Source organism: Pseudomonas sp. TE6283 (assembly GCF_054060555.1).
The window spans coordinates 122,943-148,547 of the sequence record NZ_JBSSDH010000011.1 but is presented as its reverse complement, the minus strand read 5'-3'; the positions used below and the strand labels follow the sequence as shown (position 1 = coordinate 148,547).

The 25,605-nt window shown below is 63.6% G+C and carries 21 protein-coding genes; 13 read left to right on the top strand and 8 right to left on the bottom strand.

The features are described from left to right. Window position 1 precedes the first annotated feature (1 nt). The 12 genes from ACVWZ5_RS16455 to ACVWZ5_RS16400 all read left to right on the top strand — a co-directional run bounded on the left by ACVWZ5_RS16455 (window position 2) and on the right by ACVWZ5_RS16400 (window position 15,769). The gene (locus ACVWZ5_RS16455; RefSeq protein ID WP_084942461.1) at window positions 2-1,444 is read left to right on the top strand and encodes a sigma-54-dependent transcriptional regulator; all 1,443 of its coding nucleotides are present in this window, start codon (window positions 2-4) and stop codon (window positions 1,442-1,444) included. Window positions 1,445-2,207: 763 nt separating this feature from the next. Further along, window positions 2,208-3,602: a polynucleotide adenylyltransferase PcnB gene (locus ACVWZ5_RS16450; protein ID WP_028691235.1), complete on the top strand. Its 1,395-nt coding sequence runs from the start codon at window positions 2,208-2,210 to the stop codon at window positions 3,600-3,602. Between the two features lie 2 nt (window positions 3,603-3,604). Next, on the top strand, window positions 3,605-4,084 hold the full coding sequence (gene folK, locus ACVWZ5_RS16445; RefSeq protein ID WP_028691236.1) for a 2-amino-4-hydroxy-6-hydroxymethyldihydropteridine diphosphokinase: 480 nt from the start codon (window positions 3,605-3,607) through the stop codon (window positions 4,082-4,084). Window positions 4,085-4,334: 250 nt separating this feature from the next. After that, window positions 4,335-5,135 carry a 3-methyl-2-oxobutanoate hydroxymethyltransferase gene (gene panB, locus ACVWZ5_RS16440; RefSeq protein ID WP_084942460.1) on the top strand — a complete coding sequence of 267 codons (801 nt, stop codon included), beginning with the start codon at window positions 4,335-4,337 and terminating at the stop codon, window positions 5,133-5,135. After that, entirely contained in the window at window positions 5,132-5,995 is an 864-nt protein-coding gene (gene panC / locus ACVWZ5_RS16435; RefSeq protein ID WP_062572744.1) for a pantoate--beta-alanine ligase, read from the top strand. Before panB ends, panC begins: the two co-directional genes overlap by 4 nt. 188 nt (window positions 5,996-6,183) lie before the next feature. Then, the gene (gene pgi, locus ACVWZ5_RS16430; RefSeq protein WP_062572743.1) at window positions 6,184-7,848 is read left to right on the top strand and encodes a glucose-6-phosphate isomerase; all 1,665 of its coding nucleotides are present in this window, start codon (window positions 6,184-6,186) and stop codon (window positions 7,846-7,848) included. Between the two features lie 156 nt (window positions 7,849-8,004). Next, a complete protein-coding gene (gene acs, locus ACVWZ5_RS16425; RefSeq protein ID WP_062572742.1) occupies window positions 8,005-9,939 on the top strand; it encodes an acetate--CoA ligase in 1,935 nt (644 codons plus the stop codon). Between the two features lie 76 nt (window positions 9,940-10,015). Further along, the gene (locus ACVWZ5_RS16420; RefSeq protein ID WP_050706976.1) at window positions 10,016-10,318 is read left to right on the top strand and encodes an ArsR/SmtB family transcription factor; all 303 of its coding nucleotides are present in this window, start codon (window positions 10,016-10,018) and stop codon (window positions 10,316-10,318) included. 169 nt (window positions 10,319-10,487) lie between these two features. Next, the gene (locus ACVWZ5_RS16415; protein ID WP_084942458.1) at window positions 10,488-11,471 is read left to right on the top strand and encodes a zinc-dependent alcohol dehydrogenase family protein; all 984 of its coding nucleotides are present in this window, start codon (window positions 10,488-10,490) and stop codon (window positions 11,469-11,471) included. Window positions 11,472-11,498: 27 nt separating this feature from the next. Beyond that, the gene (locus tag ACVWZ5_RS16410) at window positions 11,499-11,852 is read left to right on the top strand and encodes an antibiotic biosynthesis monooxygenase family protein (protein ID WP_084942457.1); all 354 of its coding nucleotides are present in this window, start codon (window positions 11,499-11,501) and stop codon (window positions 11,850-11,852) included. A 31-nt stretch (window positions 11,853-11,883) separates the two neighbouring features. Then, a complete protein-coding gene (locus ACVWZ5_RS16405; protein ID WP_084942456.1) occupies window positions 11,884-12,753 on the top strand; it encodes an oxygenase MpaB family protein in 870 nt (289 codons plus the stop codon). 79 nt (window positions 12,754-12,832) lie between these two features. Beyond that, window positions 12,833-15,769 (top strand): DUF748 domain-containing protein, encoded by a 2,937-nt coding sequence (locus tag ACVWZ5_RS16400; protein ID WP_084942455.1) that lies wholly within the window; start codon window positions 12,833-12,835, stop codon window positions 15,767-15,769. Between the two features lie 69 nt (window positions 15,770-15,838). Here ACVWZ5_RS16400 and ACVWZ5_RS16395 read toward each other — a convergent pair whose 3' ends face one another. Then, window positions 15,839-16,252 carry a VOC family protein gene (locus tag ACVWZ5_RS16395; protein WP_457340731.1) on the bottom strand — a complete coding sequence of 138 codons (414 nt, stop codon included), beginning with the start codon at window positions 16,250-16,252 and terminating at the stop codon, window positions 15,839-15,841. A gap of 60 nt (window positions 16,253-16,312) precedes the next feature. On the opposite strand from ACVWZ5_RS16395, the gene ACVWZ5_RS16390 reads away from it, so the two are divergent. After that, the gene (locus ACVWZ5_RS16390; RefSeq protein ID WP_062572737.1) at window positions 16,313-16,615 is read left to right on the top strand and encodes a putative quinol monooxygenase; all 303 of its coding nucleotides are present in this window, start codon (window positions 16,313-16,315) and stop codon (window positions 16,613-16,615) included. A gap of 80 nt (window positions 16,616-16,695) precedes the next feature. Here ACVWZ5_RS16390 and ACVWZ5_RS16385 read toward each other — a convergent pair whose 3' ends face one another. From ACVWZ5_RS16385 to nusA, 7 genes are all read right to left on the bottom strand, one after another. After that, complete coding sequence (locus ACVWZ5_RS16385; protein ID WP_062572736.1) at window positions 16,696-17,046, bottom strand: BON domain-containing protein; 351 nt, start codon at window positions 17,044-17,046, stop codon at window positions 16,696-16,698. A gap of 260 nt (window positions 17,047-17,306) precedes the next feature. Further along, window positions 17,307-19,412 (bottom strand): polyribonucleotide nucleotidyltransferase, encoded by a 2,106-nt coding sequence (gene pnp / locus ACVWZ5_RS16380; protein WP_028691249.1) that lies wholly within the window; start codon window positions 19,410-19,412, stop codon window positions 17,307-17,309. Between the two features lie 248 nt (window positions 19,413-19,660). Continuing rightward, entirely contained in the window at window positions 19,661-19,930 is a 270-nt protein-coding gene (gene rpsO / locus ACVWZ5_RS16375; protein ID WP_003249971.1) for a 30S ribosomal protein S15, read from the bottom strand. Between the two features lie 149 nt (window positions 19,931-20,079). After that, window positions 20,080-20,997 carry a tRNA pseudouridine(55) synthase TruB gene (truB, locus tag ACVWZ5_RS16370; protein WP_062360905.1) on the bottom strand — a complete coding sequence of 306 codons (918 nt, stop codon included), beginning with the start codon at window positions 20,995-20,997 and terminating at the stop codon, window positions 20,080-20,082. A 3-nt stretch (window positions 20,998-21,000) separates the two neighbouring features. After that, window positions 21,001-21,399, bottom strand: a complete 399-nt coding sequence (rbfA, locus tag ACVWZ5_RS16365) for a 30S ribosome-binding factor RbfA (RefSeq protein WP_028691251.1) — start codon at window positions 21,397-21,399, stop codon at window positions 21,001-21,003. Between the two features lie 116 nt (window positions 21,400-21,515). Continuing rightward, on the bottom strand, window positions 21,516-24,056 hold the full coding sequence (gene infB, locus ACVWZ5_RS16360; protein ID WP_062572735.1) for a translation initiation factor IF-2: 2,541 nt from the start codon (window positions 24,054-24,056) through the stop codon (window positions 21,516-21,518). A 27-nt stretch (window positions 24,057-24,083) separates the two neighbouring features. Beyond that, entirely contained in the window at window positions 24,084-25,565 is a 1,482-nt protein-coding gene (nusA, locus tag ACVWZ5_RS16355; protein WP_028691253.1) for a transcription termination factor NusA, read from the bottom strand. Between the last annotated feature and the right edge of the window lie 40 nt (window positions 25,566-25,605).

Sequence of the window (25,605 nt, the reverse complement as noted above, 5' to 3'; positions counted from 1 at the left end):
AATGCCGCACATTCTGATCGTCGAAGACGAAACCATCATCCGTTCGGCCCTGCGTCGCCTGCTTGAACGGAACCAGTACCAGGTCAGCGAAGCCGGCTCGGTGCAGGAAGCCCAGGAACGCTTCAGCATTGCCACCTTCGACCTGATCGTCAGCGACCTGCGCCTGCCGGGCGCCCCGGGCACCGAGCTGATCAAGCTCGGCCAGGGCACCCCGGTGCTGATCATGACCAGCTACGCCAGCCTGCGCTCGGCGGTGGACTCGATGAAGATGGGCGCGGTGGACTACATCGCCAAGCCCTTCGACCACGACGAGATGCTCCAGGCCGTGGCCCGCATCCTGCGCGACCGGCACAACGCCCCGGCCGCGGCGCCTGCCGCCGAGCCTCGCGCCAGCAACGGCAAGGCAGCCAGTGACAAGGCAGGTAGCGCGGCCGCCAACGGCGAGATCGGCATCATCGGCTCGTGCCCGCCGATGCAGGACATGTACGTCAAGATTCGCAAGGTCGCCCCGACCGACTCCAATGTGCTGATCCAGGGCGAGTCGGGCACCGGCAAGGAGCTGGTCGCTCGTGCCTTGCACAACCTCTCGCGCCGGGCCAAGGCACCGATGATCTCGGTGAACTGCGCGGCGATTCCGGAAACGCTCATCGAGTCGGAACTGTTCGGCCACGAGAAGGGCGCATTCACCGGAGCCAGCGCCGGGCGCGCGGGCCTGGTCGAGGCCGCCGACGGCGGCACCCTGTTCCTCGACGAGATCGGCGAATTGCCCCTTGAGGCCCAGGCCCGCCTGCTGCGCGTGCTGCAGGAAGGCGAGATCCGCCGGGTCGGTTCGGTGCAGTCGCAGAAGGTCGATGTGCGCCTGATCGCCGCGACCCACCGCGACCTGAAGAACCTGGCCAAGGCCGGGCAGTTCCGCGAAGACCTGTACTACCGCCTGCACGTCATCGCCTTGAAGCTGCCGGCCCTGCGCGAGCGCGGCAGCGACGTCAACGAGATCGCCAATGCCTTCCTCGCCCGCCAGAGCGCGCGCATCGGCCGCGACGACCTGCACTTCTCCCACGAGGCCGAGCAGGCCATCCGTCACTACAGCTGGCCGGGCAACGTGCGCGAGCTGGAGAACGCAGTGGAGCGCGCGGTGATCCTCAGCGAGAGCGCAGAAATTTCTGCCGACCTGCTGGGCATCGACATCGAGCTGAGCGACCTGGAAGACGACGACGTACTGGACAACCTGCCGAGCCTGGCCAGCGCCAACAACGCCAGCCACGAGCCGACCGAGGACCTGTCGCTGGAGGACTACTTCCAGCACTTCGTTCTCGAGCACCAGGACCACATGACCGAGACCGAACTGGCGCGCAAGCTGGGCGTCAGCCGCAAATGCCTGTGGGAGCGCCGCCAGCGCCTGGGCATCCCGCGGCGCAAGAGCAACGCCACCAGCGACAACTGATTCTGTGTAATCCGATCGCGGGGCAAGCCCGCTCCCACGCACCTGGCAAGGGTGACGTGGGAGCGGGCTTGCCCCGCGATGCGTTTGCGCGGTAACACATCAGTTCCCGCAAAAATCTGTTACCCCACCCTGTCAGGCGTAACATCACCGAGGCGTAAGGTAACGAAATTTCTACATTTGCCCCGCCCCAAAACCTGCCTGAATCACTGAAACCCCCGATTTCATTGGGTTTTCAAAAGTTGGCACGGCACCTGCTATATGTCTGGTACAAGAACAATAACAAGCACTGCAACTCAGAATAAGAACAAGACGAAACGACTCACGCACAACAAGAACAAGACGGCGGAGGCGCAGCTAACTGATTCTTTTGGAGAGGCGTTGTGTTTGGGGCTTGCCCCACGATCAGGCAGAGAACAACAAAAACTGCACTCAAAAGCAGCACCTGAACTGATTGGATCGACAGATCAGCATCAACTCGGCGACCAAAGCAATCCGTTTGCTCTTCACCCCTGGTTTGGGGGTCGTCCACAAGCTTTCAGATTTGTGGACAGGGCATTCAACAAAAACAAGAAGCCCGTAAAAAAAACAATAAGAGCACGCAACGACTTGATGGGGAGCTTCGGCTCCCCATGTCGTTTCTCCCCTTAGCATCATCCCCCTGCGACACCGCCTACACCATTCCCCCAGTAAATGCTAGAATCCCCGCCCATCATGCGGCCATTCTCCTATCCTTGGCCGATCATTCCTTCAAACAGTGCATCCCATGCTGAAGAAGCTGTTCCAGTCGTTCCGCCCGCCCGTTCGTGGCCAGCACCACAGGCGCACCACGCCTGAAGTGATCAACAAGAGCCAGCACTCGCTGCAGCGCAGCCAGTTCAGCCGCCATGCCGTGAGCATCGTCGAGCGTCTGCAGGCAGCCGGTTACCAGGCCTACCTGGTCGGTGGCTGTGTCCGCGACCTGCTGCTGGGCATCACGCCCAAGGACTTCGACGTCGCCACCAGCGCCACGCCCGAGCAGGTCCGCGCGGAGTTCCGCAACGCCCGTATCATTGGCCGGCGCTTCAAGCTGGTCCACGTGCATTTCGGCCGTGACATCATCGAGGTCGCCACCTTCCGTGCCCCGCACTCGGATGAGGACCAGTCCGATAGCCACCGCTCATCGCACAACGCCAGCGGCCGCATCCTGCGCGACAACGTATACGGCACCCTGGAAGAAGACGCGCAACGCCGCGACTTCACCATCAACGCCCTGTACTACGATCCGGTCAGCGAGCGCATCCTCGACTACGCCAACGGTGTCCATGACATCCGTAACCGTCTGCTGCGCCTGATCGGTGACCCCACGCACCGCTACCAGGAAGACCCGGTACGCATGCTGCGCGCCGTACGCTTTGCCGCCAAGCTGGACTTCGGCATCGAGAAGCACACCGTGCAGCCGATCCGCGAGCTGGCACCCATGCTGCGTGACATTCCGCCGGCACGCCTGTTCGAGGAAAGCCTCAAGCTGTTCCTCAACGGCCAGGGCGCGATCACCTTCGAGATGCTGGTCGACCTGCAACTGTTCGAGCCGCTGTTCCCGGCCAGCAGCCAGGCCCTGGAAGAGCGCCCGACCTACACCCACACCCTGATCAGCCAGGCCCTGAGCAACACCGACCTGCGCGTCAAACAGGGCAAGCCGGTGACCCCGGCGTTCCTCTTCGCCGCCCTGCTCTGGCCGGCCCTGCCGGGACGTGCGCTGTACCTGCAGAGCCAAGGCGTGCCGCCGATCCCGGCCATGAACGGCGCGGCCCACGACCTGATCGCCGAGCAGTGCGCGCGCATTGCCATTCCCAAGCGCTTCACCCTGCCGATCCGCGAGATCTGGGACATGCAGGAGCGCCTGCCACGGCGCAGCGGCAAGCGCGCCGACATGCTACTGGACAACCCGCGCTTCCGCGCCGGCTACGACTTCCTGCTGCTGCGTGAAAGCGCCGGCGAGGAAACCGACGGCCTGGGCGAATGGTGGACCGACTACCAGGACGCCAACGACAGCCAGCGCCGCGACATGATCCGCGAGCTAGGCAGCCGCGACGACGGTGCCGGCGGCACTGCCGGCCCACGCAAGCGCAAGCGCAGCGGCGGCAAACGCAAGCGCGACGACGAGCAGGCCTGGGACTGAGCATGAACACCCGTGCGTTCATCGGCTTGGGCAGCAACCTGGATGAGCCCGCCGAGCAGCTGCGCAGCGCCCTGCAGGCGCTGGACCTGATCGCCGACACCCGCCTGGCGGCGGCCTCGGCGCTCTACACCAGCGACTCGCTGCTGCCCGGCCAGCCGCGCTACACCAATGCCGTGGCGGCCATCGACACGGCCTTGGCGCCGCTGGAGCTGCTCGACGCGCTGCAAGCCATCGAGAACGACCAGGGCCGCGTGCGCCAGGAGCGCTGGGGCCCACGCACCCTCGACCTCGACGTGCTGCTGTTCGGTGACCAGGTCATCGACGTGCCGCGCCTGCAGGTGCCGCACTACCACATGCACGCCCGCCCCTTTGTGCTGTACCCGCTCGCCGAGCTGGTGCCCGCCGAATTCCGCCTCGCCGACGGTCGCGCACTGGCGCAGCTGCTCGAAGATTGTCCGTTCGTCGGCCTGGAACGCCTGTAGTTCGGGCGTTTCCGACCGCGGTAACGCCAGTAACACCGGTGCCGTAACAATGCGGTAACACGCCTGGTTGACTTCCCCCACCTCGCTCACGACTATAGGCGTCCCGCGGCGCCACTCTGCCGCAATCACCCATTTAGGCCCGGACGGACCTGTGCCCGAACATCACAGACGATGATGTGCCGCTCCGGAAGATGAATACACGCGTTGTACGCAGTTGTTGTTCACAGCGCCTGAACGAGGATTCCCCTACATGCCTGAAGTAACCCTGACCACCCTGCACGGCCTGAAGGCCAAGGGCGAAAAAATCACCATGCTGACCTGCTACGACGCGACCTTCGCCAAGGTCGCCAGCCAGGCCGGCGTGGAAGTCCTGCTGGTGGGCGACTCCCTGGGGATGGTCCTGCAGGGCCATGACAGCACCCTGCCCGTCACCAACCGCGACATGGCCTACCACACGGCGTGCGTCAAACGCGGCAATGATGGCGCGCTGATCCTCGCCGACCTGCCGTTCATGGCCCATGCCACCCCCGAACAGGCCTTTGTCAACGCCGCCGAACTGATGCGCGCCGGCGCCCACATGCTCAAGATCGAAGGCGCCGCCTGGCTGGCCGAGACCATCCGCCTGCTGGCCGAGCGCGGCGTGCCGGTGTGCGCGCACATGGGCCTGACTCCTCAGACAGTCAATGTGCTGGGCGGCTACAAGGTCCAGGGTCGCCAGGAAGCCCAGGCCCGCCAGATGCGCGCCGACGCCATCGCCCTGGAGCAGGCCGGCGCGGCCATGCTGCTGCTCGAGTGCGTGCCCAGCGAACTGGCGGCGGAGATCACCCAGGCGGTAAGCATTCCGGTGATCGGCATCGGCGCCGGCAGCGCCACCGATGGCCAGGTGCTGGTCCTGCATGACATGCTCGGGCTGTCGCTCAGCGGCCGCGTGCCGAAGTTCGTGAAGAACTTCATGGTCGGCCAGCCGGACATCCAGAGTGCCCTGGCCGCCTATGTCCGCGCGGTCAAGGAAGTCAGTTTTCCAGGCAGCGAACATGGGTTCAGCGCATGAATACCGTCAAGACCGTCCGTGAACTGCGCGCCGCCGTGGCCCGCGCCCGTGGCGAAGGCAAGCGCATCGCCTTCGTGCCGACCATGGGCAACCTGCACAGCGGCCACGCCGCCCTGGTGACCAAGGCCGCCCAGCGCGCCGACTTCGTAGTCGCCAGCATCTTCGTCAACCCGCTGCAGTTCGGCGCCGGCGAGGACCTGGACAAGTACCCCCGCACCCTCGCCGCCGACCAGGAAACACTGCTCCAGGCCGGCTGCCACCTGCTGTTCGCCCCCACCGTCGAGGAGATGTATCCCGACGGCATGGCGGTGCAGACCCGGGTGAGCGTGCCGCAACTCTCCGAAGGCCTGTGCGGCGCCAGCCGCCCCGGCCACTTCGAGGGCGTGGCGACGGTGGTCAGCAAGCTGTTCAACATGGTCCAGCCGGACTTGGCCGTGTTCGGCGAAAAGGACTTCCAGCAACTGGCGGTGATCCGCGCCATGGTGCGTGACCTGAACATGCCGATCCAGATCATCGGCGAGCCGACCGTGCGCGCCGAGGACGGCCTGGCGCTGTCGTCGCGCAATGGCTACCTGACGCCAGAACAGCGAGCCACCGCCCCGGTGCTGTACCGCACCCTGAACGGCATCGCCGAGGCCCTGCGCCATGGCCAGCGCGATTTCGCGGCGCTGATCGCCGAGGGCCAGGCGCAACTGGAAGCGGCAGGCCTGCGCAAGGACTACCTGGAAGTGCGCCACGCCCTGACGCTGCGCCCGGCGATGATCGACGACCGTGACCTCGTGGTGATCGCGGCGGCGTACCTGGGTAATACCCGTCTGATCGACAACATCTACCTGCACCTGGAAGAGCAGACCGCCTGACGCCCGCGCGTGGGCGCGGCGAACCGTCGCCCCACGCACGCCAGGTATCCAGCCGGTGACAATTTTTAATCCACACCGTTTGCCTCCCCCCATTCCCGCCTTGGCGCCAATGCCTATAATGTCCAGCTTGCAACCGGCAACGAATGCCGCTGTCCAAGCCTGACCATGCACCAAGGAAACCACCCGCAATGGCGTATTACCGTACCCCCCACGATGTGACGGCGCTGCCCGCCTGGCAGGCGCTTCAGCAACACCGCGACGCCATGCAGGGCTTCAGCATGCGCGAAGCCTTCGCCGCCGACGGCAAGCGCTTCGAGCAGTTCTCCTTGAGCAGCTGCGGCCTGTTCCTCGACTACTCGAAGAACCTGATCACCGAGCAGACCCGTGACCTGCTGGTGAACCTGGCCAAGGACGTCGACCTGGAAGCGGCCATCAAGTCGATGTTCAGCGGTGAGATCATCAATGCCTCCGAAGGCCGCCCGGTGCTGCATACCGCCCTGCGCCGCCCGGTCGGCGACAAGCTCAGCGTGAACGGCGTCAACGTGATGCCGGAAGTGCACAAGGTACTGAACCAGATCACCGAACTGGTCGGCCGCATCCACGACGGCCTGTGGCGCGGCTACAGCGAAAAACCGATCACCGACGTGGTCAATATTGGCATCGGTGGCTCGTTCCTCGGCCCCGAGCTGGTCTCCGAGGCGCTGCTGCCCTACGCCCAGCGCGGCGTGCGCTGCCACTACCTGGCGAACATCGACGGCAGCGAGTTCCACGAGCTGTCGGCCAACCTGCGCGCCGAGACCACCCTGTTCATCGTCTCGTCGAAGTCGTTCAACACCCTGGAAACCCTGAAGAACGCCCAGGCCGCGCGCACCTGGTACCTCGCCCAGGGCGGTTCGGAGGCAGAGCTGTACCGTCACTTCATCGCCGTGTCGAGCAACAAGGCCGCGGCCGTGGCCTTCGGCATCCGCGAAGAGAACATCTTCCCGATGTGGGACTGGGTCGGCGGCCGCTACTCGCTGTGGTCGGCCATTGGCCTGCCAATCGCCCTGGCCATCGGCACCGCCAACTTCAAGGAGCTGCTGTCCGGCGCCTACACCATGGACCAGCACTTCCAGACCGCGCCGTTCGAAAAGAACATGCCGGTGCTGCTGGCCCTGCTGGGCGTGTGGTACGGCAATTTCTGGGGTGCCCAGGCCCATGCGATCCTGCCGTACGACCACTACCTGCGCAACATCACCAAGCACCTGCAGCAGCTGGACATGGAATCCAACGGCAAGAGCGTTCTGCAGGACGGCAGCCCGGTGAAGACCGACACTGGCCCGGTGATCTGGGGCGGCGTCGGCTGCAACGGCCAGCACGCCTACCACCAGTTGCTGCACCAGGGCACCCAGCTGATCCCGGCCGACTTCATCGTTCCGGTGGTGAGCTTCAACCCGGTGGCGGACCACCATCAGTGGCTGTACGCCAACTGCCTGTCGCAGAGCCAGGCGCTGATGCTCGGCAAGACCCGCGAGGAAGCCGAGACCGAGCTGCGCGCCAAGGGCCTGAACGAGGCCGATATCGCCAAGCTGGCACCGCACAAGGTGATCCCGGGCAACCGTCCGAGCAACACCCTGGTGGTCGAGCGCATCAGCCCGCGCCGTCTTGGCGCGCTGGTGGCGATGTATGAGCACAAGGTGTTCGTGCAGAGCGTGGTCTGGGGCATCAACGCCTTCGACCAGTGGGGCGTCGAGCTGGGCAAGGAACTGGGCAAGGGTGTCTACCAGCGCCTGGTCGGCGCCCAAGAGGACAACGCCGAGGATGGTTCGACCCAGGGCCTGATCAACTACTTCCGCGGCCGTCACCGCGGCTGATCGACCAGCAAGACCAATCGCGGGGCAAGTCGCATCGGTGCGCCGATGCGACTTGCCCCGCGATGCTTTCCACCCGGGAACACCCCCACCTTCTACACTGTCCATCGAATAAGCCGTTGCAGTCCCTCGCCCCTAACAAGAGCAGGACCACCCGCCATGTTCGATCTCCGCGACTATCCCCAGGCCCTGGCCGTGAGCCAGTCCGCCACCCTCAGCGACGACGAGTACCGCCGCCTATACCGCCAGTCGGTGGATGCCCCCGACACCTTCTGGGCCGAACAGGCCAGGCGCCTGGACTGGATCAAGCCCTGGTCGAGAGTGCAGCAATGCGACCTGAACACTGGCAGCGCCCGCTGGTTCGACGGCGCCCAGCTGAATGTCAGCCTTAACTGCATCGATCGCCACCTGGCCCAGCGCGGCGAGCAGACCGCCCTGCTCTGGGAGGGCGACGATCCCGCGGACAGCAAGGTCATCAGCTACCGCGAACTGCACCGCCAGGTCTGCCGCCTGGCCAACGCCCTGAAAGCCCGTGGCGTGAAAAAAGGCGACCGGGTTTGCATCTACATGCCGATGATCCCCGAAGCCGCCTACGCCATGCTCGCCTGCACGCGCATCGGCGCCATCCACTCGGTGGTGTTCGGCGGTTTCTCCCCTGACGCACTGCGCGACCGTATCCTCGACGCCGACTGCCGTACAGTGATCACCGCCGACGAAGGCGTGCGTGGCGGCAAGCGCATCCCCCTCAAGCAGAACGTCGACAAGGCCCTGGCCAGTTGCCCGGCGGTGAGCAGCGTATTCGTGATCAAGCGCACCGGCGCTGACGTGGCCTGGAGCGAAGGCCGCGACCTCTGGTACCACGAGGTGACGGAAAAGGCCGGTGACGACTGCCACGCCGAACCGATGAACGCCGAGGATCCGCTGTTCATCCTCTACACCTCTGGCAGCACCGGCAAGCCCAAGGGTGTGCTGCACACCACCGCCGGCTACCTGCTGCAGGCGACCATGACCTTCAAGATCGTGTTCGACTACCGTGACGGCGAGGTGTTCTGGTGCACCGCCGACGTCGGCTGGGTCACCGGCCACAGCTATATCGTCTACGGCCCGCTGGCCAACGGCGCGATCTCGCTGATGTTCGAAGGCGTGCCCAACTACCCCGACACCTCGCGCTTCTGGCAGGTGATCGACAAGCACCGGGTGAACATCTTCTACACCGCGCCCACCGCCCTGCGCGCGTTGATGCGCGAAGGCCCCGGTCCCTTGCAAAGCACCTCGCGCCAAACCCTGCGCCTGCTCGGCAGTGTCGGCGAGCCGATCAACCCGGAAGCCTGGGAATGGTACTTCGAGGCCGTCGGACAGAAACGCTGCCCCATCGTCGACACCTGGTGGCAGACCGAGACCGGCGGCATCATGCTCACCCCCCTCCCCGGCACGCCACGGCTCAAGCCGGGCTGCGCCACCCAGCCGATGTTCGGCGTGCAACCGGTGCTGCTGGACGACAAAGGCAAGCTGATCGAAGGCCCCGGCGCCGGACTGCTGGCGATCAAGGCCAGCTGGCCCGGGCAGATCCGCAGTGTCTACGGCGACCACCAGCGCATGGTCGACACCTACTTCAAGCCGTTGCCCGGCTACTACTTCACCGGCGACGGGGCCCGCCGCGACGCCGATGGCGACTACTGGATCACCGGGCGCATCGACGACGTGATCAATGTCTCCGGCCACCGTATCGGCACCGCCGAGGTGGAGAGCGCCCTGGTGCTGCACGACAGCGTCGCCGAGGCCGCCGTGGTCGGTTACCCCCATGACCTCAAGGGCCAGGGGGTATACGCCTTCGTCACCCCCATGAACGGCGTCGTGCCGGACGACGCGCTCAAGGCCGAACTGCTGGCCCTGGTCAGCAAGGAGATCGGCAGCTTCGCCAAGCCTGAACTGATCCAGTGGGCGCCCGCACTGCCCAAAACCCGTTCGGGCAAGATCATGCGGCGCATCCTGCGCAAGATCGCCTGCAACGAACTGGACAACCTGGGTGACACGTCCACCCTCGCCGACCCGAGTGTGGTCCAGGGGCTGATCGACAAACGCCTGAATCAGTAAGCAGCTTCACAGGGCGGTCTCTGCCGGCCGCCCTGGGGCGATTTGACATATCGGTAAATCTCGATATTATCGCGTCATGGAACTGCTCGACGTATTCAAGGCACTCTCGAACCGCACACGCCTCGAGATCCTCAAAGGCCTGAAAGACCCGGTGAAACACTTTCCTCCGCAGGACGAAGGTGACGTTCACACCGTGGGTGTCTGTGTGAGCAGTATCCAGGAAGGCGTGGGGTTGTCGCAGTCAACGGTGTCCGACTACCTGGCCACCCTGCAGCGTGCAGGCTTGGTCGAGGTCCGCCGCATTGGCCAGTGGACCTACTACAAGCGCAACGAAGCGGCCATTAGCGCGCTCGCCGAGCTGATCGGGAGCGAACTGTAGGGTTTGCTTTAATTTCAATATATCGGAATTTCCCGATATCCCGTTTTAACGAAACCAAGGAGCAATCACCGAGGTGCCTGCCAGGCGCCCTGAACCAGAAAGGCAGTTTGATCTCCCTTATTATATCGATATTTCTCGATATCCCTTTTTATCGAAGCGAGGAAACACCATGAAAGCGTTGATACTGGATGCCTTCGGCGGCCCGGATGCGTTCGTCTATCGTGACACCGCCAGACCGGTGCCAAAGGCCGGGCAGGTGCTGGTCCGGGTGCATGCCACCTCCGTCAACCCGCTGGACTACCAGGTCCGCCGCGGCGACTATCCCGACCTGGTACCGCTGCCGGCCATCACCGGGCACGACGTCTCCGGCGTCGTCGAAGCCGTCGGGCCTGGGGTGACGGCGTTCAGCCCCGGTGACGAAGTGTGGTACACCCCGCAGATCTTCGAAGGCGCCGGCAGCTATGCCGAATACCACGTCGCCGCCGAAGGCATCGTCGGCCTGAAGCCGCCGTCGCTGAGCCATCTCGAGGCGGCAAGCCTGAGCCTGGTCGGCGGCACGGCCTGGGAGGCGCTGGTGGTCCGCGCGGCGCTCAGGGTGGGCGAGAGCATCCTGGTGCATGGCGGTGCCGGCGGCGTCGGTCATGTGGCGATCCAGCTGGCCAAGGCCATGGGCGCCAGGGTCTTTACCACGGCGCGCGAAGCGAACGCCGAGTTCGTGCGGCGCATGGGCGCCGATGTGGTCATCGACCACGAGCGCCAGGACTATGTCGACGTCATCCTCAAGGAAACCGCAGGCCATGGCGTCGATGTGGTATTCGACACCATCGGCGGCGATGCGCTGTCTCGCAGCCCGGACGCCCTGGCCCAGTTGGGCCGCGTGGTGTCGATCGTGGACATTGCGCAACCACAGAACCTCCTCCAGGCCTGGGGCAAGAACGCGAGCTATCACTTTGTCTTTACCCGCCAGCAGCGCGGCAAGCTCGATGAGCTGAGCGTGCTGGTCGAACGCGGCCAACTGCGGCCACATGTGGGCGCCGTCTACCCCCTGGCCGACGTTGCGCTGGCCCATGCCCGGCTGCAAAGCCCCAACAATGGCCTGCAAGGAAAGATCGCCATTGCGGTCGTGCCTGCGAACACCCCAGCCAGCGTTTGACGCCCCCATCACCCAACGAGAACCGCCATGATCTACGAAATCGCCATACTTCCCATCCAACCGGCACATCTCGACAGCTTCAGGCACGCCTTCGCCGAAGTCGCCCCTCTGCTCAGCCGGGCCAAAGGGCACATCAGCCACCTGCTCGCGCAAGGGATCGAAGCACCCCATCAATTCCACCTGATCGTCCAGTGGCAATCCCTCGAGGATCACACGCCTGGCTTCGAGGCCAGTGAAGACCACCAGGTCTTCATGGCCCACCTGTCGCCGTATTTTTCCGAGGAGCCCACGGTTTATCATGTCCAGGCAGGCGCGCTCGAGACGCACGCCCCCACCGGCCCGGGAGAATCCCGGCCAATGGACATACGCCTCAATTCATAGACGGCCGCCATGGCGGCCAGCACAGGTCGCCATGGAAGTCCTACGTCGTCGCATCGAAACCCAGGTCATGAGCCTCACCGGGCTGGCCCTCGGCCAGCTCGACCTGGAATCGCCCAAAGGCGATCCCGGCCTGTTCGGCCCGCAGAGCATCAGCTGGCGGGTACATGGCGACTTCCCCAGCATGCTGGTGGGCGGGATCAGCGCGTTGATGCTGCAACTGCTGCACCCGCTGGCATTGGCCGGGGTGTGGGATCATTCGAATTTCCGTCAGGACCTGTTAGGACGCCTGCGCCGCACCAGCCAGTTCATCTCCGGCACCACCTTCGGCTCGACCCGTGACGCCGATTGGCTGATCGACAAGGTCCGCACCATCCACCTCAAGGTCACCGGCACCGCGCCCGACGGCCGTCCCTATGCGGCCAGCGACCCCGACCTGCTGACCTGGGTGCATGTGGCCGAAGTCAGCAGTTTCCTCGCCGCCCACCTGCGTTATCGCAACCCCCACCTGCCGCGCGCCGAGCAGGACGCCTACTACGACGAGATCGCACTGATCGCCGAACGCCTCGGCGCACGTGACGTGCCACGCTCCTGCGCCGAGGTCGACGAGTACCTGCGACGCATGCGCCCGCAACTGCAGTGCGACGCACGCAGCCTGGAGGTGGTGGACATCCTGCTCAAGGCCCCGGCGCCCAGCCGGATGGCAGAACCGGTAGGCAAGCTGATGCTCAAGGCCGGCATCGACCTGCTGCCAGAGTGGGCTTGCGCCATGCTCGGCCTGCACTTGGGCGCGGTCGAACGGCGCATGATCCGCCTGGGCCTGGACAACACCGCCCCGGTACTGCGCTGGGCCATGCGCGACGGTTCGGCGCACCGAGCACGACGGCGCATGGGCCTCGAATGAGGTATTTTGCTCCGTTCATCGGAACCGATTTAACGTGCCATACTCCAAGCACTCCAGCCTGATACAGACGATGCGACACATGCCCAAAGGATTGACCCGCGCTATCGGCGCACTGCTGGCCCTCGTGGCCCTGTACGGCCTGCTCGGCTTTTTCATTCTTCCTGGTGTCGCCCTGCGCATTGCCAACCAGCAACTGGCGCAATACGCCACGGTGCCGGCGCACCTGCAGCGCATCGAGCTCAACCCGTTCAGCCTTGAGCTGACGCTCTGGGGTCTGCAGATCGGCGAGCCCGGCAAGGAGCAGGTCGGCTTCGAACGCCTTTATGCCAACCTCGCCTTCGACAGCCTGTGGACCAAGGCCCTGCGCCTGGACGCCGTGGAGCTGGACAAGCCGCGCACCGAGCTGCTGTTCGCCAAGGACGGCAGCCTCAACCTGACCCAGCTGTTCAAGATTCCGCCGAGCGAGCCCAAGCCGGACGAGCCGCCCAGCGATCCGTTCCCGCTGCGCATCGCCAGTATCAAGCTCAGCGACGGTTACCTGCACTTCCAGGACCTGCGCCCGAGCGAGCCGATCGAGTTCCTCTACGACTCGATGAACCTGGAGCTGAAGAACCTCAGCACCCTGCCCGACGACAACGCCGACATGACCCTGGTAGCCAACGGCCCGTCAGGTGGGCGCATCGACTGGAGCGGCACCCTGAGTCTGACGCCGATCGCCTCCGAAGGCACCCTCAAGGTCACCGACGGCAAGATGAAGCTGTTCTGGCCTTATGTGCGTGACGCCGTGCCGCTGGTGCTGGAAGACGGCATGGTCAGCCTCGACACCCACTACAAGCTCAACCTCGCCAAGGAAACCGAGCTGCTGCTCGACAACGCCTCGGTACGGGTCGCGCCCTTTGCCATCAAGGCCCCGGATGGTCGCCCACTGGCGCGCCTGGCCAGCCTGGAGGTCAGCGAGACCTCCATCGACCTGGTCAAACAGCTGGTCACCGTCGGCAAGATCCGCAGCGAGAAGCTGGAGACCTGGGCGGCGCTGGAGAAGGACGGCCAGCTCGACTGGCAGAAGCTGTTCGCCAGCCAGCCAGCCAAGGCCACGCCGAAGGAAAAGGCCGAGCCCGCCGCCGCCGAGCCGACCCCTGAAGAGCAGGCCGCAAAGGAACCGAGCAAGCCCTGGCAGGTCCTGCTCAAGGATGTGCAGGCGCGCAACTACCTGGTCCACCTGGCCGACCGTAGCCAGAAGGAGCCCGTGGCCCTGGATGTCGGCCCACTCAACCTCGACCTGCAAAACTTCGACAGCCTCAACCAGTCGCCCTTCACCCTCAAGCTCGACACCGGCGTGGGCAAGCAGGGCAAGCTGCAGGCCGCCGGCCAGGTCAACCTGGCGCCGGTCACGGCAAAACTCGATGTAGCCACCCGCGACATCGACCTGCGCGTCGCCCAGGCCTACATCAGCCCGTTCATCCGCCTGGAGCTGCGCAGCGGCATGCTCTCCAGCGACCTCAAGGTCGACCTCAAGAGCACCGAGCCACTGGCCTTCAGCATCACCGGCAAGGCCCAGGCCAACCAGCTGCACACCCTGGACACCATCAAGAACCGCGACTTCGTCAAATGGCAGCAGGTCAACGTCGATGGCCTGTCCTACGTGCACGGTGATGCCCTGTCGATCGACAAGGTCACCCTGCTGCAACCCTATGCGCGCTTCATCATCAACGAAGACCGCACCACCAACGTCGACGACCTGCTGATCCCGCAACCTGCGGACAAACCCGCTGCGGCGCCGAGCAAGCCGGCGGCGTCCGGCAGCGGCAAGGAACTGGGTATTCGTATCGGCCAGATCAGCATCAATGACGGTTCGGCCAACTTCGCCGACCTGACCCTTACACCCAACTTCGCCACCGCCGTGCAGCAGCTCAATGGCCAGATCGGCACCATCGACAACCGCAAGCCGCTGCCGGCCAAAGTGGACATCAAGGGCAAGGTGGACCGCTATGCGCCGGTCACCATCAAGGGCGCGCTCAACCCGTTCAACCCGCTGGCCAGCCTGGATATCGCCACCAGCTTCAAGCGCGTCGAACTGACCACCTTGACGCCTTACTCCGGCAAGTTCGCCGGCTTCCGGATCCGCAAGGGCCGCCTGAACCTCGACCTGCATTACCTGATCACCAACGGCCAGCTCAAGGCCGAGAACAAAGTGGTGGTCGAACAGCTGCAGCTGGGTGAAAAAGTCGACAGCCCCGACGCGGTGGACCTGCCGATCCGCCTGGCGGTGGCGCTGCTCAAGGACACCGAAGGCAGGATCTCTATCGAGCTGCCTGTGTCGGGCGACCTCAACAACCCGCAATTCAGCGTGATGCCGATCGTCTGGCAGACCCTGCGCAACCTGGTGCTGCGCGCGGCCCAGGCGCCGTTCAAGCTGCTCGGCGGGCTGGTCTCCGGCGGCGGCGCCCAAGACCTGGGCAACGTCTCTTTCGCGGCGGGCTCCAGCGACCTGACCCCTGATGTGCAGGCCTCCCTCGACAAGCTCGCCTCAGCCCTCAAGGCACGCCCCGAACTGCGCCTGGAGATCGAAGGCACCGCCGCCCAGAGCAGCGACGGCCCGCTGATCGCCCAGCAGCGCCTGGAGCGCGAGTACCAGGCCACCTGGTACAAGATCCTCCAGCGCCGCGGCGACAAGGTACCGGCCAACGCCTCGCTGCTGGTGGTGGACGACAGCGACAAGCCGGCGATGCTCGAAGGCATCTACCGTACCCGCTTGAAACAGCAGCCCCCGGCTGAATGGCAGGACCTGAGCCGTGACGAGCGTAGCGCCAAGCTGCGCGAGGCGGTGATCAAGTCCTGGGCGGAAAGTACCGTGCTGCTGCGCAACCTGGGCCAGGAGCGGGCCAGCAGCATCAAGGACTACCTCGTGGACAAGGGCCAGCTGGAAGATGACCGGGTGTACTTCATCGACACCAACCTCGGCCAGGCCGAGAGCGATGGCCGCGTGGTGACGCCGATGCACCTGGATGCCGAGTAAACCATCTCGACCCAATCGCCCTCATCGACGGCTTGCCGGCGATGAGGGTAGCGCTGGCGATCGATACCATCAGGCCAGCCGTTGCCACGACACCGCCGGGTGATACAGCGGCTGCACCTTGTTCCCGGCTGGGTCCAGGAGGTGGAAGCTGCGCGCACCATCCCCATGGTTGAACGGTTTGTCGAGCAAGGTCACGCCACGCGCCTTGAAGTACTGGTACCAGGCCTCCAACTCCTCCACGCTATCTACGATGAACCCGTAATGGTCGAGGGTCTGCAGGCCATTGGCCGCCCCTGCCCCACGGCCCAGCGACAGGTTGTCGTTACCGCAGGTCAGGTAGACCAGGTCCTCGTTGGCCCGGTTCAGCACCTCCATGCCCATCACCTCGACATAGAAACGCTCGCACTCCTCCAGGTTGGGCACCAGCAGGGCAATATGGCGCAGGCCATTCAGGCGGCCGGGACGAGCAGGTAATTCGGACATTGGCGCGACTCCATTTTTGTATACAATTCAGAATAGAATTTAAAACAAAAGGATCGCCCTGTGTATAGCCTGTTCATCAAGACCCGTGTCAAACCCGGTTGCGCCGACGATTTCCTCACCGCCATCAAGGTCAATGCCGCGGCCTCCGTGGCTACCGAGCCCGGCTGCCTGGTGTTCGACGTCTCCCTGGACAGGGTCGACCCTGATGTTATCTACCTGTACGAGATCTACCGCGACGATGAGGCGTACGAAGCGCATACCCAAACAGCTCACTTTCGCGACAGCCGCCCGTTGGTCGAGCCGCTGATCGTCGAACAGGAATGCTTCGAGGGTGACGTGATCGCCCGCAATCCGGTGTACTAAGCGCCCATGAAAAAGCCCCGGCAGAGGCCGGGGCTTTATCGGTGAAGGTGGCCAAGTCCGTTTGGCCGACGGGACATTCCTTATTCGGCTTTAAGGCCATCAGCGGAAACGGCCTTCACGCCTTTGATCTTCTTGGTGATATCAATCGCCATTTTCTTCTGCGATTCGGTAATGGCAGTGGTCGACGACAGGGATACGACACCTTTGTTGGTCTCGACCTTGATGTCGCTGCCTGGAATGCCCTTCTCGGTCAGCAGGTCCGATTTCACCTTGGTGGTGATCCAGGTGTCCGAGGTCGCTTCCTTGGCTTTGGTCACCTCACCAGCCGCCAGCGTCATCGGGGCCTGGGTGGACTGTTGGGCGAATGCCGCGTTAGCCATGGTCAGGGTCAGAGCGGTTGCAGTAGCGGCAGCAATGGCGAACTTCTTCATGTGGGTCACTCCTGTTTTTTCGAAAGGTCTGCGCCGTGATTCCTGGCGTCAGGTAGAAGTGATGTTGCAGGGCGTATGCCAGCTTTTTGATTTTGTTTTTTATCTTTTAAATCAATAAGTTAACAATTCACCAATAGATAGCTGGTCGTGCATTTTGCAAGCCCGGGCAAAATCCTGCATGCAAGATGCAAGTCCACAAGACAAAGCCGCAGGCATAAAAAAAGGACCCCGAAGGGTCCTTCCTTTCAGCCTGGGAAGGCTTAGACGCCCGATGCCTTGGCAGCGGCAACGTCCTTGATCGACAGCTTGATACGGCCGCGGTTGTCCACGTCCAGTACCAGCACTTCGACTTCCTGGCCTTCCTTCAGCACGTCGGTGACTTTCTCGACGCGAGCATCGCTCAGCATGGAGATGTGCACCAGGCCGTCCTTGCCCGGCAGAATGTTGACGAAGGCGCCGAAGTCGACAATGCGCTCGACCTTGCCGACGTAGATCTTGCCGATCTCGGCCTCGGCGGTGATGCCCAGGATGCGCTGCTTGGCAGCGTCCGCGGCTTCCTTGGTCTCGCCAAAGATCTTGATCGAGCCATCGTCTTCGATATCGATCGAAGCCTTGGTCTCTTCGCAGATGGCGCGGATGGTGGCGCCGCCCTTGCCGATGACGTCACGGATCTTGTCGGTATCGATCTTCATCGCGATCATGGTCGGGGCGTTGGCCGACAGCTCGGTACGCGACTCGCCGATGATCTGGTTCATCTGGCCGAGGATGTTCAGGCGCGCTTCCAGGGCCTGGCCCAGGGCGATTTCCATGATCTCTTCGGTGATGCCGTTGATCTTGATGTCCATCTGCAGCGCGGTGACGCCTTTGGCGGTACCCGCTACCTTGAAGTCCATGTCGCCCAGGTGGTCTTCGTCACCCAGGATATCGGTCAGGACGGCGAACTTGTCACCTTCCTTGACCAGGCCCATGGCGATACCGGCAACCGGTGCTTTCATCGGCACGCCGGCGTCCATCAGGGCCAGCGAGGCGCCGCAGACCGAAGCCATGGAGCTCGAACCGTTGGACTCGGTGATTTCCGACACCACGCGGATGGTGTACGGGAACACGTCGGCGGCCGGCAGCATGGCCTGCACCGAACGACGGGCCAGACGGCCGTGGCCGATTTCGCGACGACCGGCGCCGCCCATGCGGCCACACTCGCCCACCGAGAACGGCGGGAAGTTGTAGTGCAGCATGAAGGGGTCTTTCTTCTCGCCTTCGAGGGTGTCCAGCAGCTGGGCGTCACGGGCAGTACCCAGGGTCGCGACGACCAGGGCCTGGGTTTCGCCGCGGGTGAACAGCGCCGAACCGTGGGTCTTCGGCAGAACGCCGACTTCGATGTTCAGCGGACGAACGGTCTTGGTGTCGCGACCGTCGATACGCGGCTTGCCGTTGACGATGTTTTCGCGAACGGTGCGGTATTCGATTTCGCCGAAGATCTCTTTGACTTCGCCGGCCGACGGTTGGCCTTCTTCGCCGGAGAACTTGGCAATCGCCTGGTCACGCAGCTCGCCCAGGCGCGCATAGCGGTCGGCCTTGACGGTGATGGTGTAGCCCTGGGAAACGGCTTCGCCGAATTCAGCACGGATGGCGTTGAACAGCTCGGTGTTGGCAACGGCAGGTTTCCAGTCCCAGGTTGGCTTGGCAGCTTCGGCAGCCAGCTCCTTGACCGCCTTGATCACGGCCTGGAATTCGTCGTGGGCGAACAGCACGGCGCCCAGCATCTGGTCTTCGGTCAGCTCCTGGGCTTCGGACTCGACCATCAGCACGGCGGACTCGGTACCGGCAACGACCATGTCCAGGCTCGAGGCAGCCAGTTGCTCGTAGGTCGGGTTCAGCAGGTAGCCGGTGCTTTCGTGGAAGGCGACACGGGCGGCGCCGATCGGGCCTTCGAACGGAATGCCGGAGATGGCCAGGGCAGCCGAGGTACCGATCATCGCGGCGATGTCCGGATCGGTCTTCTTGCTGGTGGAAACCACGGTGCAGACGACCTGGACTTCGTTCATGAAGCCTTCAGGGAACAGCGGGCGGATCGGACGGTCGATCAGGCGCGAGGTCAGGGTTTCCTTCTCGGAAGGACGGCCTTCACGCTTGAAGAAACCACCTGGGATCTTGCCGGCGGCGTAGGTCTTTTCCTGGTAGTGCACGGACAGCGGGAAGAAGCCCTTGCCCGGATCAGCCTGCTTGGCACCGACCACGGTCACCAGTACGGTGACATCGTTGTCGACGGTGACCAGCACGGCGCCGGTGGCCTGACGGGCAATGCGGCCCGTTTCGAGGGTTACGGTCGATTGACCGAACTGGAATTTCTTGATTACCGGGTTCACGGTTTCCTACCTTTTTCAGTGGCTCTTGGGGGAACTGGTTCTTGCGAATTCTTGGGCAGAACGGGGAATCGGCCCCATTGACCGTCCAGATACAACACGAGGCTGGGAGCCTGGCGCCGGGCGGATGAACCGCACGACGGACCAGGCTGCCAACCTCGCAGATCGCGTGGCGTGTCCAACGCCAGGGTTGCCGGGCAACCCTGCCGATGCATGCGACACGCCATGCAACACCACTGGCCAGGCCGCTATTAGCGACGCAGACCCAGGCGACCGATCAGGGCGCTGTAACGGGTGGTGTCTTTGCCCTTCAGGTAGTCCAGCAGCTTACGACGCTGGTTGACCATACGGATCAGACCACGACGGGAGTGGTGGTCTTTATCGTTGGCCTTGAAGTGGCCTTGCAGCTTGTTGATGTTGGCGGTCAGCAGAGCAACCTGCACTTCCGGGCTACCGGTATCGCCGGCGGCTTGCTGGTATTCGGCAACGATCTGAGCTTTTTCTTCGACGCTGAGGGCCATTTGGCTTCTCCTGATAAACGGATCCCGCGAACGGTCTCCAATAGGCCAGGGACAAGTCCCCGTATTAAAAAGAAGAGGTGTGACCGTGCCTAATAACAGCCACCCTCGTATCCACCGGTTTCAGCCGAAGCCTCTGCCCGTGGTTCCGGTCATTCCGACCGAATCAGCCGACGCGGCGCGATGCGCCCGTCTTCGCTCACTTCACCGATACCGATGAAGCGACCATTGTGATCCTGTACCCGAACCATGCCAAACTGCGGCGCGTCCGGCGCACGTACCGCCTGGCCATGCAGCCAGTAGAACGCGCTGTGCTCGGACAGCAGCACCAGTGGCCAGTCCTGCAGCCCGCTGTCCGAAGGCATGAGGAAGCGATCAAGCGCTTCGTTGCCGCCTTCGGCATGGGCTTGCTCGAGTTCCTCGAGCGTCACCGTTTGTGCCAGCTCGAAGGGGCCCGCCTGCGTACGGCGCAGTTCGGCGACATAGGCACCACAGCCCAGCGCCTCACCGATATCCTCCACCAGGGTGCGAATATAGGTGCCTTTGCTGCATCCAACCGACAGGCGCGCACGGGTGCCTTCGCACTCGAGCAACTCCAAGCGGCCAATAGTAACAGAACGCGCCTCGCGCTCCACTACCTCTCCTGCACGTGCCAGCTTGTAGAGCGGCTGGCCATCGCGCTTGAGGGCCGAGTACATCGGCGGCACCTGAAGGATTTCACCCTTGAAACGCGGAATCACGGCCTCGATGTCGGCGCGACCAACGGTTACTTCGCGGGTCTGCAGGACCTCGCCTTCGGCGTCCGCGGTGGTGGTGGTCTGCCCTAGCTGCATGACCGTCTCGTAGCCCTTGTCGGAATCGAGCAGGTACTGGGAGAACTTGGTCGCCTCACCAAAGCACAGTGGCAGCACGCCGGTGGCCAGCGGGTCGAGGCTGCCGGTGTGGCCGGCCTTTTCCGCGTTGAGCAACCAACGAACCTTCTGCAGGGCGGCGTTGGAGGTGAATCCCAACGGCTTGTCGAGCAGGATGATGCCGCTGACATTGCGGCGGATACGTTTGACCTGGGCCACCGTTTACTCCTTGGCGTCCAGCTCGTCGGCATCCTTGTGCAGGCGGTCTTCGGCCACCGCACGCTCGATCAGCGCAGACAGGTGGACACCACGGCTGACGCTTTCATCGAAGTGGAAGTGCAACTGTGGCACGCTGCGCAGTTGCATCGAGCGCCCCAAGTGCAGGCGCAGGAAGCTGGCGGCGCTGTTCAGCGCCTTGAGCGACTGCTTCACTGCATCGGGCGTTTCTTCGCCCATGACGGTGATGAAAACCTTGGCATGACCCAGGTCGCGGCTGACGTCGACAGCGGTGATGGTCACCAGGCCGACACGCGGGTCTTTGACTTCACGGCGGATCAGCTCTGCCAGCTCACGCTGCATCTGATCGCCGATACGTTGGGTACGGCTGTATTCTTTTGCCATTCTTGCTACCTGTAACGTAAAGCGGCAAACGCCCGGTCAGGCTTAAGCCTGACCGGGCGCTACCTTCAGAGGCGCCGCCAGCCGCCTTGCGACGGGGCCTGCACCCGGCTCGACCCTTACAGGGTGCGAGCCACCTGGACTTTCTCGAAGACTTCGATCTTGTCGCCGACCTTGACGTCGTTGTAGCTCTTGACGCCAATACCACACTCCATGCCGTTGCGCACTTCGGAGGCATCGTCCTTGAAGCGACGCAGCGATTCCAGCTCGCCTTCGAAGATCACCACGTCATCGCGCAGTACGCGGATCGGACGGTTGCGGTACACGGTACCCTCGATGACCATACAGCCGGCGATGGCGCCGAACTTCGGCGAACGGAACACGTCACGCACTTCGGCCACACCCAGGATGTTCTCGCGAACATCGCTGCCGAGCATGCCGGTCAGGGCCTTCTTGACGTCTTCGATGATGTCGTAGATCACGTTGTAGTAACGCATATCCAGACCTTCCTGCTCGACGATCTTGCGCGCACCGGCATCGGCACGCACGTTGAAGCCGAACAGCACCGCGTTCGAGGCCAGTGCCAGGTTGGCGTCGCTCTCGGTGATACCACCGACGCCGCCACCAATGACGCGTACCTGAACTTCGTCGTTGCCCAGGCTGCCGAGCGAACCCTGCAGCGCTTCGAGGGAACCACGCACATCGGTCTTGAGGACGATGTTGAGGGTCTTCTTCTCTTCCTGACCCATGGTCTCGAAGATGTTTTCCAGCTTGCCGGCGTGAGCACGGGCCAGCTTGACCTCGCGGAACTTGCCTTGACGGAACAGCGCAACTTCACGCGCTTTCTTCTCGTCAGCAACCACCGACATCTCTTCGCCAGCGTCGGGCGTGCCGTCCAGGCCAAGGATCTCGACCGGGATCGACGGGCCGGCTTCCTTCACAGGCTTGCCGTTCTCGTCGAGCATGGCACGTACGCGGCCATAGTTGGAGCCGACCAGGACCATGTCGCCCTGACGCAGGGTACCGTCCTGAACCAGGATGGTGGCCACCGGGCCGCGCCCCTTGTCCAGACGCGACTCGACCACGACACCACGACCAGGAGCGGTCGGAGTAGCCTTGAGTTCGAGGATCTCGGCCTGCAGCAGGACCGCTTCGAGCAGTTCGTCGACGCCGGTACCCATCTTCGCCGAAACCTTGACGAACGGCGTGTCGCCACCCCAGTCCTCGGAGGTCACGCCTTCGACCGACAGCTCGTTACGGATGCGATCGAGGTCGGCACCCGGCTTGTCGATCTTGTTCACGGCGACAACCAGCGGAACGCCAGCCGCTTTCGCGTGCTGAACGGCTTCGCGGGTCTGCGGCATCACGCCGTCGTCCGCCGCCACCACCAGGATGACGATGTCGGTCGCCTTGGCACCCCGTGCACGCATCTGGGTAAACGCAGCGTGGCCTGGGGTGTCGAGGAAGGTGACCATGCCACGATCGGTTTCGACGTGGTAGGCACCGATGTGCTGGGTAATACCACCGGCTTCGCCGGCGGCAACCTTGGCACGACGGATATAGTCGAGCAGCGAGGTCTTACCGTGGTCAACGTGACCCATGACGGTCACGACCGGCGCACGCGATGTGGTCTCGCCTTCGAACTTCAGCGATTCGGCCAGGGAATCTTCCAGGGCCGTGTCGCTGACCAGGGTGACCTTGTGGCCCAGCTCTTCGGCGACCAGCTGAGCGGTCTCCTGATCGAGCACCTGGTTGATGGTGACCGGGGTACCCAGCTTGAACATGAACTTGACGACTTCAGCGGCCTTGACCGACATCTGTTGCGCCAGTTCCGAGACGGTGATGGTCTCGCCGATGGTCACGTCACGAATGACTGGACCGGTCGGGTTCTGGAAGCCGTGCTGGTTGCGCTTCTTGCCTTTGCCCTTGCCGCCGCGACCACGACGGAAACCATCGCTCTCTTCGTCGGTGGTGCGTGGCGCTGCACGTGGAGTCGGAGCCTTTTCCTTCTCCTTGACCTTGACCTTGACCGACATGCGCGGCGCTTCGCCACGACCGGCCGCAGCCGGGCCACCACCGCGACGATCGTCATCGCGGGTACGGCTTTCGTTACGACGGGTCTCGTCCTTCTTGCGCTCGGCGGCACGAGCGGCGGCGTCTTCGGACACCGGCGCGCTGGCCATTACCGGGGCGGCAACAGGTGCAGGCTCGGCCTTGGCCACTGGCGCAGCGGCCGGAGCCTCGGCAGCCTGACGGCGGGCCTGCTCCTCGTTGCGCTGGCGCACTTCGGCTTCAACCTTTTCGCGCGCGGCGTTTTCGGCGGCGCGGCGCTCTTCCTGCTCACGCTTCTGCTCAGCCTGGATTTCCTCCGGGCTGCGCTGCACGAATACTTTCTTCTTGCGTACTTCTACGCTGATGCTCTTGCTACCGGCGACACGCAGAGTGCTGGTGGTCTTGCGCTGCAAGGTGATCTTGCGCGGCTCTTCCGCCTTGCTCTTGTGGCTGCTCTTCAAATGAGTCAGCAGGGTCTGCTTCTCATTGTCGGTCACTACCTGACCGGCGTCGGTGTGCGGCAGACCTGCCTCACGCATCTGCTGCAGCAGGCGCTCTACCGGTGCCTCGACCTCTTGGGCCAGTTCTTTCACCGTGACTTGCGTCATGCACTTCTCTCCTCAGGCCGCGCCTAATTACTCGAACCAGTGGGCTCGGGCGGCCATGATCAACTTGCCGGCACGCTCTTCGTCGATGCCGTCGATGTCGAGCAGGTCGTCAATCGACTGCTCGGCCAGGTCTTCGCGGTTAACCACGCCGCGCACCGCCAGTTCCGCCGCCAGGTCCTTGTCCATGCCCTCAAGGGAGAGCAGGTCGTCGGCCGGATGGGCGTCTGCCAGTTTTTCTTCGGTAGCGATGGCTTTGGTCAACAAACGGTCCTTGGCACGAGCGCGCAGCTCATTGACGATATCTTCGTCAAAGCCATCGATGTTGAGCATTTCTTCCAACGGTACGTAGGCAATTTCTTCGAGGCTGGTGAAGCCTTCGTCGACCAGCACCTGTGCCAGCTCTTCGTCGACTTCCAGTTCCTCGATGAAGTTACGCAGGATGTCGCCTGTCTCAGCCTGTTGCTTGGCCTGGATGTCCTTCTCGGTCATCACGTTCAGGGTCCATGCAGTCAGCTGGCTGGCCAGACGGACGTTCTGGCCGCCACGTCCGATGGCCTGAGCCAGGTTGTCCTCGGCCACGGCGATATCCATCGCATGGGCGTCCTCGTCAACGATGATCGCAGCAACCTCTGCTGGCGACATGGCGTTGATGACGAACTGCGCCGGGTTCTCGTCCCACAGGACGATATCCACACGCTCGCCACCCAGCTCGCCGGATACGGCCTGGACACGCGAACCACGCATGCCGATGCAGGCGCCTTGCGGGTCGATGCGCTTGTCCTTGGAGCGGACGGCGATCTTGGCGCGCGATCCCGGATCACGGGAGGCGGCCATGACTTCGATGAGGCCTTCGGCGATTTCCGGCACTTCGATGCGGAACAGCTCGATCAGCATCTGTGGCGCAGTGCGCGACAGGATCAGCTGAGGACCACGGTTCTCGGTGCGGATTTCCTTGAGCAACGCACGCAGGCGCACGCCGACACGGAAGGTCTCACGGGGAATGATGTCTTCGCGGGCCAGCAGCGCCTCGGCGTTGTTGCCCAGGTCGACGATGACGTTGTCGCGGGTGACCTTCTTCACGGTACCGGAGATGATCTCGCCCACGCGCTCGCGGTAAGCGTCGACCACCTGGGCACGCTCGGCCTCGCGGACCTTCTGCACGATGACCTGCTTGGCGGTCTGGGCGGCGATGCGGCCGAATTCGATCGACTCGATCTTCTCTTCGATCACGTCACCGATCTTGGCGTCCGGGTGCGTGTCCTGGATCTTTTCCAGCCAGGTCTCGATCGCCGGATCGTCCAGATCGTTCTCGTCGACCACGGTCCAGCGGCGGAAGGTCTCGTAGCTACCGGTGTGGCGGTTGATTTCCACACGCAGGTCGACTTCGTCCTCAAAACGTTTCTTGGTTGCAGTGGCCAGTGCCACTTCCAGCGCTTCGAAAATGACGCCGGGCGGTACACCCTTTTCGTTGGATACCGATTCAACAACCAGCAGTACTTCTTTGCTCATCGTACGCCTCGCCTTGCGCAAGCCATTGGCCCCGGGTGTT